Below are 12,597 nucleotides of genomic sequence, written 5' to 3'. Positions count from 1 at the left end.
GGCGCGTCAGGGTTGATTGGCGCGCCGGTACTCCGCCGGCGCCTTGCCGACCAGACGACGGAAATCGCGCGTGAAGTGCGCCTGGTCGAAATAACCCAGCGCGTGCGCAAGTTCTGCCAGATCGACAGTCGCCCCGTTGGCAAGCTGATCGGCCGCTTCATGCAGGCGGTAACGGCGGATCACCCACTTGGGCGTCACGCCAACATACTCAGAAAACACCTGCTGCAGCGTGCGCTCACTCAGGGCCGCGCGTTCGGCAAGATCGCGCACCTGGGTCAAGCCTGCGTTCTGCTGCAGCATCTGCAGGATGGCGTGGATGCGCTCAACCTCCGGGTCGGGCGGCGGCAGCACGCGCTGCAGCAGCGTTTCTGCGGCGGACACCATGCCCACGTCATCCCGCGCGCTGAGCACGATGTCTTCGGCTTGCGCATCGTCGCAATCGAGCAGCGTGGAGACCGGCAGCACCTTGTCGGTCAGCAGGTGCACGGGCTTGCCGAAGAACGCACGGAAGGCGCCGGGCCGAAAGCGCAGGCCGATCACGCGGCCAGCTTCTGCCAGCGTGGTCTCGAAGGCGCCCGACACCACGCCAAAAATGCCCGTCTGCCGCCGGTCGAACACCACGTTTACGCACGGATACGGCAGTGTCCGCTGCGTAAATGGCGGCAGACCGCGCAAGTCCCATTCAACAATCCAGTGGTGATCCAGCACGCCGGCCAGCGCGGCACTCGGCTGATAGCGGTTCAAGCGAACGCGCTGACGAAAGGCCAGCGGATCGACCACGCCCTTGGGGCTGTCTGCAACGTCATGCAGGTCGGTCATGGAAGTGCCATCAGAAGCAATGCCGCGATGATGCACCGCCACAGCGGATTTTTCCAAGACGGTGCGGAATCGTCAGCCTACAGTGGCAATCTCAGATCCACGCACACACCGGAGACCACGATGTCGCAAGACCGCCACCTGATCCTCTACCACTCCCCGCGCAGCCGCTCGCGAGGCGTGCGCATGCTGCTCGAGGAACTGGGCGCCGACTATGAACTGCGCCCGTTCGACCTGACCACGGGCCAGCATCACACCCCCGAGTTTCTTGCCATCAACCCGCTGGGCAAAGTGCCGACGCTGCGTCACGGTGATGTGGTGGTGACCGAGCAAGCCGCCGTCTACATGTATGCGGCAGAGCTGTATCCGGAAGCCGGTCTGTCACCGGCAGTGGGCGATCCGCTGCGCGGCGCATACCTGCGTTGGATGGTGTTCTATGGCGCGTGCTTTGAGCCGGCCGTGGTGGACCGCTCGATGAACCGTCCGTCGGCCAACTACTCCATGTCACCGTATGGCGACTTTGACACCGTGATCAGCACGATCAACGCGCAGCTCGCAAAGGGTCCTTACCTGCTGGGGGAACGCTTCACGGCGGCAGACGTGCTGTGGGGTGCCGCGTTGGATTGGATCACGAAGTTCAAGCTGATGCCGGAAACACCCGTGGTACGCGCCTACATTGACCGCGTCATGGCACGCCCGGCCATACAACGTGCGCAAGCGGCCGATCTGGCGCTGGCGGAACAACAGGACGCAGCCAAGGCGGCCGCCAGCGCAGCCGCCCCGGGAGCCTGAGTCAGGCTCAGTGCGACAGACGGAACTGCCCCACGGCCTCGTTGAGGTTGTGGGCCTGTTCCTCGAGCGATTCCGCCGCAGCGGCAGCTTGCTCGACGAGCGCCGCATTCTGCTGTGTCACCTGGTCCATCTGGTTGACCGCCTGGTTGACCTGCTCGATGCCGCTGCTCTGCTCTTCCGACGCGGACGAAATCTCGCCCATGATGTCCGTCACGCGCTTCACCGCGTCAACAATCTCGGCCATCGTTACACCGGCCTGATCGACCAGCGCCGTGCCGTTGGAAACACGATCCACCGAGTCGCTGATCAACGCCTTGATCTCCTTGGCCGCACCGGCTGAGCGCTGCGCCAGGCTGCGCACTTCGCTGGCCACCACGGCAAAGCCGCGACCTTGTTCACCCGCGCGGGCGGCTTCCACCGCAGCGTTCAGCGCCAGGATGTTGGTCTGGAACGCGATGCTTTCGATCACGCCGATGATGTCGGCAATCTTCTTGCTGCTCTCGTTGATGCCGCCCATAGTCTGCACGACCTGGCCGACCACGTTGCCACCGCGCGTGGCGACGTCCGATGCCGTCACGGCGAGTTGGCTCGCCTGACGCGCGTTGTCGGCGTTCTGCTTCACGATCGACGTGAGTTCTTCCATGCTCGATGCGGTTTCTTCCAGCGAGCTGGCTTGCTCTTCCGTGCGCTGCGACAGGTCGGCATTGCCGGCGGCAATCTCCTGCGCGGCGGAACGCACCGAGTCACTGCCCAGGCGAATCTGCTGCATCACTGCCGTGAGCTTGTCGGCAAACGCATTGAACGAGCGGGCGATCTGCGCAACTTCGTCTTCGCCGTCCGACGGCAGGCGCTTGGTGAGGTCACCACTGCCCGAGCCGATGTCGTCCATCGCATCGCGAATCAACGACAGGCGGCGGAACGCGCGCGCAGTCATTGCGCCGACGATCAGGGCGGCGACGATGGCCACCGCCACCAGCGCGCCAATCGAGGTCATCACCAGCGAGCGCATGCCGGCCGTGGAATCGGACTTGTCCAGCGCCACGATCAGGCCCCAGTCGGTGCCCTTCACGCTCTGGCGCCACAGCAGTTTGGGAGCGCCCTCGATGCTGACTTCCGTCAGCTTGTCGGCCTGTGCCAATGCCGCCAGCGCGCTTTCGCTCAGCCCGGCAGACAGGTCGGTCGCCGGCTTGAGCGTCAGCTTGTCATTCGCATGGGCGACGATCTTGCCGGCCGCGTTGACGAGGAAGCCGTAGCTGGCCGGCGTCGGATGAATGGCCTTGACGTTGGCGATCACGCTGTCCATCGCCACGTCACCGCCGATCACGCCCTTGAGGGCGCCGCCCTGCAGGATGGGCACCGCAAACGTCACCACGAGCTGGCCCGTGCTGGCGCTGACGTACGGCGGCGTCACCACCGGCTTGCCAGCGTCCACGGCCTGCTTGTACCAGGGGCGCGCGGTCGGGTCGTAGGTAGGCGGAATGCCTTCCGGGTTGGAGAATTTGTACGTCTTGTCGGGATAGCCGACATAGATGTTGATGAAGCCGCCTGCCTGGTGCACAGCCTTGAACACGGGCACCGGGTCAGCCGTAAGTGCAACATCTTGCAGGGACGCCACCATCTGCGTCTTGGTGGCAACCCACTCATCAATGGTGGAGGTACTGCCACGCACAATGGCCTGCAGGCTCTGACGGGTCGATTCTTCGTTGTACGAGCTGGTAACGAGGTAGTTAAGGCCACCAGCGAAAGTCAATGCGCCGACCACGATGGCAACGCAGGTCAGCAAAATGCGGGTACGAATGGAAGCAAGCACGGTATGGTTTCCTACGAAGCCCATGGCGGCGGTTCCGCCATGTAAGGCAAGCAGCACATGGCCCTGTCAGCCGTGCCGTCGCTCAAGAAACGGCCGTCGTAAGGAAATCTGAAGCCTGGTCTGATGCCAGTTACGCGCGCGACACATTGCCGTGGCAGGCAACGCACTACAATCGCCCGTTTCGTATCAAGCCGATAGCCAAACGGCGCCTCATCTACCAAAAGGAGTCCACATGAAAACCAAAGCCGCCATCGCCTGGAAAGCCGGTGCTCCGCTCACTGTGGAAGACGTCGACCTGCAAGGCCCGCGCGCTGGCGAGGTCCTGGTCGAGATCAAGGCCACCGGCATCTGTCATACCGACTACTACACGCTCTCGGGCGCAGACCCGGAAGGCATCTTCCCGGCCATCCTGGGCCATGAGGGTGCAGGGGTGGTGCTGGAGGTAGGCGCTGGCGTCACTTCGCTCAAGGCCGGTGACCACGTGATCCCCCTCTACACGCCGGAATGCCGCCAGTGCAAGTTCTGCCTGTCGCGCAAGACCAACCTGTGCCAGGCCATCCGCGCCACGCAAGGCAAGGGTCTGATGCCCGATGGCACGTCGCGCTTCTCGCTCGACGGCAAGCCACTGTTCCACTACATGGGCACGTCCACGTTTGCCAACCACATCGTGGTGCCGGAGATTGCGCTGGCGAAGATCCGCCCCGATGCGCCGTTCGACAAGGTTTGCTACATCGGCTGCGGCGTCACCACGGGCGTGGGCGCGGTGGTGTACACGGCCAAGGTAGAGGCGGGTGCCAACGTGGTCGTGTTCGGCCTGGGCGGCATCGGGCTGAACGTGATCCAGGGCGCCAAGATGGTCGGCGCCGACAAGATCATCGGCGTAGACCTGAATCCTGCGCGCGAAGCCATGGCACGCAAATTCGGCATGACGCACTTCATCAACCCGAAGGACGTCGGCAACGTGGTCGACCACATCATCCAGCTCACCGATGGCGGCGCGGACTACTCGTTCGAATGCATCGGCAACACGCAGGTCATGCGCCAGGCGCTGGAGTGCACGCACAAGGGCTGGGGCCAGTCGATCATCATCGGCGTGGCGGAAGCCGGGGCGGAAATCAGCACACGCCCGTTCCAGCTCGTCACCGGGCGCGAGTGGAAGGGCTCGGCCTTTGGCGGCGCACGCGGCCGCACGGATGTGCCGAAGATCGTCGACTGGTACATGGAAGGCAAGCTCAACATCGACGACCTGATCACGCACACGCTGCCGCTGGAGCGCATCAATGAGGGCTTCGACCTGATGAAGCGCGGTGAGTCGATCCGGTCCGTCGTGCTGTACTGAGGATTGGAGAGCCACGCGATGACCATCCCTGTACCCGCCCTTGAGCTGATCTCGGAGCACGCCTGTTTTGGCGGCGTGCAGCGTTTCTATCGGCATGCCTCGACGGCGATCGGGCTGCCGATGCGCTTTTCGGTCTACCTGCCGCCGAAGGCGCTGGCCGGCGAGAAATGCCCCGCGCTGCTCTTCCTGGCGGGCCTGACCTGCACGGACGAGACCTTCGCCATCAAGACCGGTGCACAACGCGTGGCGGCGCGCGAGAGCCTCATCCTGATCGCACCCGATACCAGCCCGCGCGGCGCCAACGTGCCCGGCGAAACGGACAGCTGGGATTTCGGCGTCGGCGCCGGCTTCTATGTGGATGCAACGCAGGCGCCGTGGCGCGAGCACTACCGCATGGAGAGCTACATCGCCGAGGAGCTGCATCACATCGCGCGGGTGGCCTTTCCGGTCGCCCCGGGGCGCATCGGTATCTTCGGGCACTCGATGGGCGGCCACGGCGCGCTGACGCTGGCGTTACGACATCGGGAGCGCTTCGCCTCGGTTTCGGCGTTCGCGCCGATTGCGCATCCGTCCGTGTGCCCGTGGGGCATCAAAGCGTTCACGGGCTATCTCGGCGACGACCGCGCCGCGTGGGCCGCGCACGACGCCACGTTGCTGATGCGGCAGGCGCAGTGCCCGTTCCCCGGCGGCATCCTCATCGATCAGGGCGAAGCCGACACATTCCTCGCCGAGCAGCTCTATCCCGACGATTTTGCTGCCGCGTGCGCCGCCGCCAGACAACCGCTGCAATTGCGCCGCCACCCCGGCTACGACCACGGCTACTACTTTATCGAAACCTTCATCGAAGACCACCTGCTGCACCACGCCGCGCAGTTGCATGCCCGCAACTAGGCAGGAGGACAACCTTCAAACAATGTGGATGGCGGGATTCTTGCATCGCTTCCACCGTCAAAATGCGAACCCAAGGTAGGGGAGGCTTATACATTCAACCCTGTATGTATAATCGCCCCAACCTGATCCGGCATACGGCTGCGCTTACCATGTGGCGCATACGTTGTATAACGGCCTGCTCGCCGGCCAGACGATGGAGTTGTTCGACGTGAAATTCCCCTTCCCGCTGCCGCAGTCATGGCGTGCGGCCCTGCCCGGGCTGGCGCCAGATGACGCATCGGGCGCTGCCTCCGCCACACCTGCCGCCCCGGTCGCACAGCCGCTCCCGGGAGACCCCGACGCGTGGATCGCCTGCGAGCACTGCGACACGCTGCACCGCCACGAGGTCATCGCGCTGGATGAAGAGGCGCGCTGCACGCGCTGCGGCGTCAAGCTGTATCGCAATCAGAGCGAGCGGCTCTCTGTACTGCTACCGTTGATCGTGACGGGGCTGATCGTCTACTTCGTCGCCAACAGCTTCCCGATTGCCGAGCTCAACGGCGGCGGCAACCGCAACACCACCACGCTGTGGGGCGCCGTTGAAGCGCTGTACAACTACAACATGGTGTTTGCAGCTGTACTGGTAGGCCTGACCACGCTGCTGTTCCCGCTGTTGTACATGGCCGTGCTGGCACCGCTGCTGATTGCACGACTGCGCGGGCGGCAGCATCCGGCTGCGGCGCTGGCGCTGCGCGCGGCGGCGTTGATCCGGCCCTGGGCCATGATCGAGATCTTCATGCTGGGCGTGGTGGTGGCACTCATCAAGGTGGCGCACATGGTGTCGCTGCAGGCCGATGCGGGCCTGTGGGCATTCGGCGCGCTCACAGTGTTCATGACGATTGCGTTGTCGATCGACCTGCGCCCGTTCTGGCGCGAGATCGGCATGACGCTCCAGCCAGGCACGCAGGTCGATGCGCCCACCGGCATGGATGCAGCTGCCCGCCCCGGTGAAGCAACCGACGGCGAAGGACGCGCATGAGCACCGCCGCTCCCTCCCCGCAACCCGCCCGTCCCATCCGGGCTGCGGCACACGGCCTCGCCACGTGCGAGCGTTGTGGCTTGCTCGCGCGCATGCCCGGTGCACAGACCGCCGCCCGGGCCGCGCTCGCACACGACGACGCGCCCGAGCACGCCGCCGCGCCGGTCTGCCCACGCTGCGTGTCGCCCATGCACGCGCGCAAACCCGACAGCCTGATGCGCTGCTGGGCGCTGTTGATCGCCGCCATGGCCATGTACCTGCCGGCCAACATGCTGCCCGTGATGATTACCGACACGCTGGTCGGCACCCAGCAGGACACCATCATGAGCGGCATCGTCTATCTGTGGACGTCGGGCTCGTGGCACCTGGCCATCATCGTGTTCATCGCCAGCTTTTTTGTGCCGCTGGCCAAGCTGGGCATCCTGGCGGTGCTGTGCCTGTCGGTGCAGCAGCGCTGGCGCTGGAACCCCCGCTTTCGCACGCGCCTGTATGTGATTGTCGAAGCGGTTGGCCGCTGGTCGATGCTCGACGTATTCGTGGTGGCGCTGCTGGCAGGGCTGGTGCACCTGTCCACGCTGGCCGTCATCAAGCCTGGCCCTGGTGTCGGGCCATTCGCCGCCGTGGTGGTGCTGACCATGTTCGCCGCCCGCTGTTTTGACCCCCGCCTGATCTGGGATGCCGTCGACGAGCCCGATCCCGAAGAGACCGATGCATGACCGACCCTATTGATAAAGACAACGTCCCCCCGCCGCGCCGCATGAAACGCAAGCGCTGGCTGCCCTCTCTGATCTGGCTGGTGCCCATCGTTGCACTCGTGGTGGGCGGCACGCTCATGGCGCGCGTGATCCTGGCACGCGGTGCACAGATCACGGTCACGTTCAGTTCGGCCGAGGGCATCGAAGCGGGCAAGACGCGCGTGAAATACAAGAGCGTCGACATTGGCGTCGTGAAGTCCATCGGGCTGACGGACGATCGCTCCGGCGCCGTTGCCCTGATCGAACTCACGCACGACGGCAAGGCCTTCGCTGTCTCCGACGCGCGCTTCTGGGTCGTACGCCCACGTGTTGCGGCCGGCAGCGTCTCTGGGCTGGGCACGCTGCTCTCAGGCGCTTATATCGGCGTGGACGGCGGGCGCTCCCACGACAAGAAATCCACGTTCAAGGGGCTGGACACGCCGCCCGCCATCTACGCCGACACCCCCGGCAAGCAATTTACGCTGCATGCGCCAGATCTCGGCTCGCTCGATATCGGTTCGCCGGTGTACTTCCGCCGCGTGCGTGTCGGACAGGTCACCAGCTACGACATCGATATCGACGGCAAGGGCGTGACGCTGCATGTCTTCGTGAATGCGCCGTTCGACAAGTTCGTCACACGTGGCACACGTTTCTGGAACGCCAGCGGGATCGACCTCAAACTCGACGCCAACGGCCTGAAGCTCGATACGCAATCCTTGCTGACCGTCGCGCTGGGCGGCATTGCCTTCCAGACGCCGGAAGAGGCAGACCATGATCCGGCCACGCCCAACACCGAGTATCAGCTGGTGCGCAACGAAGCCACGGCGCTCAAGGATCCGGAGCACATTTCACAAACGGTGGTGATGTACTTCCATCGCTCCCTGCGCGGGCTGACCGTGGGCGCACCGGTGGAATTCAAGGGCATCAATGTCGGCGAGATCAAATCGATCGGCATCCACTACAGCAAGAAGCACCATGAGTTCGTGCTGCCCGTCACTGCCACGCTGTACCCGACGCGCTTTGGCATGGACATTCGCGACGACAACCCGCAACACGCGGTCGAGGATGTACGCACACAGTTCGACGTGCTTATCAAGAACGGCATGCGCGCGCAGTTGAAAAACGCCAGCTTGCTGACCGGCCAGCAATTTGTGCAACTCGACTTTGTCGACCCGGGCGATCGCGAGAAGACGCCGCCGCGCTTCGGCATGCGCGATCGCGATGGCGCCTACGTCTTCCCGACCGCCGACAACCCGACCGACGACATCGAAGCGCAGCTCGCCGGCATCGCCAAGAAGCTCAACAAGGTGCCGTTCGAGCAGATCGGCCAGGACATGCATCGCGCGCTGGGCACGCTGGACGCCACGCTCAAGCAGACCGAGCAACTGGCCAAGACGGTCAACAGCGATCTGGCTCCGCAGATGAAAGAAACGCTGGCCGAGGCACGCCGCACACTGGAAACCGCACGGCAGACCTTCTCTGAAGATGCGCCGCTGCAACGCAACGCGCGCGACTCGCTGGATCAGGTTGCCAAGGCTGCCGCCTCGGTGCGCGTGCTGACCGATTATCTGCAAACCCACCCCGAAGCGCTGATCCGGGGCAAGGCAAAGGATGCGCAATGATGCAAACGTCGACGCTATCGTCTTCCCTTCGACTGGCCAGCGCTGTTGCCGCTGCCGCATTGATGGCGGCGTGCGCCTCGCCCGAGCCGACGCTGCATACGCTGTCGCTGCGCAACGAAGCCCCCGCGCCGGATGCACGCTTCCAGCGCGCCTTCCGCCTGTCTGGCGTGCGCGTGCCTGACCGTCTGGACAAGCCACAGATTGTGCTGCGCACGTCTGACAGTGAAGTGCAGGCGCTGGAGCAGCAACGCTGGGCGGCGCCGTTCGGCGCGGAACTACGCGATGCGCTGTCGGCCAATCTGGCTGGCGCGCTATCGGCGGTGGATGTGGGCGGTGGCGTGGTGCCTGCGGGCGTGCCGCTCTATCGCATTGCCGCTGACATGCGCAGCTACGATGCGCGCCCCGGCCAGAACGTGACGACGCTGGTGACGTGGCGTGTGACGCGCGATGCGGCAACGCAGGCGCAGGGCTCGGCCACTGCCCTCACCTGCCAGAACACGTTGACGGTGCCGGCCAGCGCGGGTGTCGATGCCGTGGTGGCATCGACCCAGCAGTTGGTGCAGCAGTGGTCGCAGCAGATCGCACAGAGCGTGCTGGGTCTGGAGTCGCACGCAGCCATGCCGGCCTGGTGCCGGTAGTTGCGCCTCGCTTACGCTTCGGTGAGTTGCCGCGTCAGCTCGCCCAGCGTGGCCAACGCGGTCTCCAGGTTGGCCGAAGGCGCCAGCCCGAAGCAGATGCGGAAGAAATGATCGAAGCGGTTCAGGTTCGAGAACATCGTCCCCGGTGCAATGCGGATGCTGTGTTTGAGCGCCGCATCAAACAAGGCCACTGACGAAACGTTGGTCGGCAACTCCACCCACATCGCCAACCCGCCCGACGGCACCGACAACCGCGTGCCGGCGGGGAAGCACTCCGCAATCGACTCCGCCATGCGCTCGCGCTGCTCGCGCAAGGTCTGACGCAGCGTGCGGATATGGCGGTCATACGCCCCCGAGGCGATAAAGCGTCCGGCCACCACCTGTATCAACGAATCGTTCGGCCGCGACTGCGCAAACTTCAGCATCTGCACGCGCCCCTGCCAACGTCCCGCCGTCATCCAGCCCAGGCGCAGGCCGGGTGCCACCGTCTTGCTCAGTGAGGCGCAGTAGATCACGTTGCCCGTACGGTCCCACGCCTTGATGGCCTTGAGCGGCGTGTTGCTGTCGGCCAGCGGGCTGTAGGTGTCGTCTTCAATCAGGGCGATGTTGTGCTGCTCGCAGAAGGCCACCATGCGGCGCTTGGCCGCGTCGGGCATGATGCTGCCCAGCGGGTTCTGCAAATTGGGCACCACCACCACCGCGCGGATGTTGTCGTAGGCCTGCACCGCCATCTCCAGCGCTTCCAGCGACATGCCGGTGCGCGGGCTGGTGGGAATCTCCACGGCGCGCATGCCCAGGCTCTCCAGCACTTGCAGCAAGCCGTAGTACGTGGGCGATTCCACCGCCACCGTGTCGCCTGGCTGCGCCACCGCGCGCAACGCGAGGTTCACCGCTTCGATGCACCCATGCGTGACAACCACGTCGTCCGGCGCAATCTGCATCCCCATATCGAGCGCGCGGCGCGCCACGGCGATCTGGAATTCGGGATGCCCATTGGGCATGACGGCCTGCGTGAGCATGAACGGATGCCGGCGCAGCACCTGCGTGGTGATCCGGTTGAGCGCGGCCGCCGGGTACAGCGCCGGTGCCCCACTCGCGCCTGACAGATCGACACGCACATTGGCCTGCTGGCCGCGCGCCACGATAGCCGACACCCGCGCATGCACCCCCACGTAAGCAGCGGGGTCCGGCGTAGCCAATTCCGGCTCCTTCACCGGCGCAAGCAAGGCGCGGCGCGGCTGCCGCACGAAGTAACCCGAGCGCTCGCGCGCCTCCAGCCAGCCATCGGCCTCAAGATGCCGGCACACCTGCAACGCGGTCGACAGACTCACCCCATGCGTGCGCATGAGCGCGCGCACCGACGGCATACGCTCGCCCGGCATCAGCACCCCGCTGCGAATCGCACCGAGGTAATGATCAGCCAGCATCCGATAGAGTGGCTGCGCAGGCTGCGTGGGCGGGAGGGTCAACTCGGTGACGGTCATGACAGGCGGGCGACGGTGAGAGTCTCCCGCAGATCATGCAGGCAGGGACGTCACCGCAACAGATACAGACAACGCAAAACTGTACCGTAACAGATGGGCACAATGCAGGCGCTGTTGTGGTGCAAGCAGCGCTTTCTGTGTCTGTTACGGCCCGGGGCGCATGCTTAGTCTGCAGTCATGTACCGGAGATCGACATGACTGCCAGCACCCCCGACACCTCGCTCCACACCGAATGGCCTGCCTTACTACGCGGTGAATCCCGCCTCGAATGGTTGCCCGCCGGCACCATCGTAGTGGTCCTGGCGGGCAGCATCACGTTGGAATACCCGCCGCGCCGGTTGGCCGGCGAGGCGTACCGGATCCGCCAGACCTTTACGGAGGGCCACGCGTATGCGCTGGAGACTTCCGGCTGGTGGGGCCTGTATGCAGACCGGCCGGGCGGCGCACAACTGCGCGTGCTCGTGCCCGCCGGACCAACGTACAGGTGGTCGCTGCTGACAACGCTGCGCCGCTGGCTCGCGCATCTCGGCGTGCGGCAGCAAACCCGGCGCGGACGCGCCTAGCGCTCGCGCTGGGCAAAACGGGGGATTCGGTTTGACGCGATCGACATGGTCATCCCGCGCAAAGGCAAGGGTGTCCCGGGGCAGCGGCGCGGCTAACCGGCTAACCATTTGTAATCAAGTGCCGCCAGCGCATGCGCCGGCTGCGCCCTACACTGGCGCTCGGACTCGCGTCCATCCCCGCCCACGCTTAGGGCTCCTCCACTGGAAACCGCCATGCCACGCCTGTCTCCCGCAGCCGGCACCTTCGCCGCACTGGCCATCGCCGCCACCTCGCTCTTCACGCAAACCGCCTTCGCCGCCGACAGCGCACCGCCCACCCGTGTGCGCGCGACCATCGTCGCCACGCACGGCAACACCATCGATGTGACCGACAAGGCGGGGAACACAGCCACCGTCACCCTGCCTGCTGAAGTGACGGTCACGGAAGTCGCCCCGATCGAGCCGTCTGCCATCAAGGCCGGCAGCTATATCGGCACGGCCGCCGTGAAGCAACCCGACGGCACCTTGCGTGCGCTGGAAGTGCACGTGTTTCCCGAAGCCATGCGCGGCACGGGTGATGGCCATCGCCCATATGACCTGGGCCCGAACAGCACCATGACCAACGGCACGGTCGAACAGGCCGGCGCCGTCACGAGCGTGTCGGGCACGCAGGGCCGCACGTTGTCAGTCAAGTACAAGGATGGGGAGCAGCGCATCGTGGTGCCGCCCGAGGTGCCGATCGTCACCTTCGAACCAGGGCAGCGTGATGCACTGACCGCCGGTGCGCACGTGGTGCTGTTCGTGCGTGCTGATGCGCAAGGCGCATTGACTGCGCAGCGCGTGCTGGTCGGCAAGGACGGAATGGTCCCGCCGATGTGATGAAAGAAAGGGCCGACGCTGATGCCCGGCCC

The 12,597-nt window shown here is 65.1% G+C and carries 12 protein-coding genes; 9 read left to right on the top strand and 3 right to left on the bottom strand.

Annotation, left to right across the window (positions count from 1 at the left end; all coding sequences use genetic code 11):
• Positions 1–6: 6 nt before the first annotated feature.
• Positions 7–819, bottom strand: a complete 813-nt coding sequence (locus C404_RS51565; protein WP_031329898.1) for a DUF6597 domain-containing transcriptional factor — start codon at positions 817–819, stop codon at positions 7–9.
• A 120-nt stretch (positions 820–939) separates the two neighbouring features.
• Here C404_RS51565 and C404_RS51560 point away from each other — a divergent pair, with 120 nt between their 5' ends.
• Positions 940–1,608: a glutathione S-transferase family protein gene (locus tag C404_RS51560; RefSeq protein WP_021196665.1), complete on the top strand. Its 669-nt coding sequence runs from the start codon at positions 940–942 to the stop codon at positions 1,606–1,608.
• 7 nt (positions 1,609–1,615) lie between these two features.
• On the opposite strand, the gene C404_RS51555 is transcribed toward C404_RS51560, so the two are convergent.
• A complete protein-coding gene (locus C404_RS51555; protein WP_031329897.1) occupies positions 1,616–3,418 on the bottom strand; it encodes a methyl-accepting chemotaxis protein in 1,803 nt (600 codons plus the stop codon).
• A gap of 232 nt (positions 3,419–3,650) precedes the next feature.
• On the opposite strand from C404_RS51555, the gene C404_RS51550 reads away from it, so the two are divergent.
• The 6 genes from C404_RS51550 to C404_RS51525 all read left to right on the top strand — a co-directional run bounded on the left by C404_RS51550 (position 3,651) and on the right by C404_RS51525 (position 9,660).
• Entirely contained in the window at positions 3,651–4,757 is a 1,107-nt protein-coding gene (locus C404_RS51550) for an S-(hydroxymethyl)glutathione dehydrogenase/class III alcohol dehydrogenase (RefSeq protein ID WP_021196663.1), read from the top strand.
• 18 nt (positions 4,758–4,775) lie between these two features.
• On the top strand, positions 4,776–5,648 hold the full coding sequence (fghA, locus tag C404_RS51545; protein WP_021196662.1) for an S-formylglutathione hydrolase: 873 nt from the start codon (positions 4,776–4,778) through the stop codon (positions 5,646–5,648).
• A gap of 193 nt (positions 5,649–5,841) precedes the next feature.
• Entirely contained in the window at positions 5,842–6,666 is an 825-nt protein-coding gene (locus C404_RS51540) for a paraquat-inducible protein A (RefSeq protein WP_031329896.1), read from the top strand.
• On the top strand, positions 6,663–7,382 hold the full coding sequence (locus C404_RS51535; protein WP_031329895.1) for a paraquat-inducible protein A: 720 nt from the start codon (positions 6,663–6,665) through the stop codon (positions 7,380–7,382). The genes C404_RS51540 and C404_RS51535 overlap by 4 nt, the downstream gene beginning before the upstream one ends.
• Positions 7,379–9,022: a PqiB family protein gene (locus tag C404_RS51530; protein WP_031329894.1), complete on the top strand. Its 1,644-nt coding sequence runs from the start codon at positions 7,379–7,381 to the stop codon at positions 9,020–9,022. Before C404_RS51535 ends, C404_RS51530 begins: the two co-directional genes overlap by 4 nt.
• Positions 9,019–9,660, top strand: a complete 642-nt coding sequence (locus tag C404_RS51525) for a PqiC family protein (RefSeq protein WP_021196658.1) — start codon at positions 9,019–9,021, stop codon at positions 9,658–9,660. Before C404_RS51530 ends, C404_RS51525 begins: the two co-directional genes overlap by 4 nt.
• 11 nt (positions 9,661–9,671) lie before the next feature.
• Here C404_RS51525 and C404_RS51520 read toward each other — a convergent pair whose 3' ends face one another.
• Complete coding sequence (locus tag C404_RS51520; RefSeq protein WP_021196657.1) at positions 9,672–11,144, bottom strand: aminotransferase-like domain-containing protein; 1,473 nt, start codon at positions 11,142–11,144, stop codon at positions 9,672–9,674.
• Positions 11,145–11,338: 194 nt separating this feature from the next.
• On the opposite strand from C404_RS51520, the gene C404_RS51515 reads away from it, so the two are divergent.
• Positions 11,339–11,707, top strand: a complete 369-nt coding sequence (locus C404_RS51515) for a hypothetical protein (protein WP_021196656.1) — start codon at positions 11,339–11,341, stop codon at positions 11,705–11,707.
• Between the two features lie 213 nt (positions 11,708–11,920).
• Positions 11,921–12,565 (top strand): hypothetical protein, encoded by a 645-nt coding sequence (locus tag C404_RS51510; protein ID WP_021196655.1) that lies wholly within the window; start codon positions 11,921–11,923, stop codon positions 12,563–12,565.
• Positions 12,566–12,597: the final 32 nt, after the last annotated feature.

Origin of the sequence: Ralstonia sp. AU12-08, assembly GCF_000442475.1 — a bacterium.
Taxonomy (GTDB): domain Bacteria; phylum Pseudomonadota; class Gammaproteobacteria; order Burkholderiales; family Burkholderiaceae; genus Ralstonia; species Ralstonia insidiosa.
The sequence above is the reverse complement of the archived record's forward strand: the minus strand, read 5'-3'. Positions and strand labels throughout refer to the sequence as shown.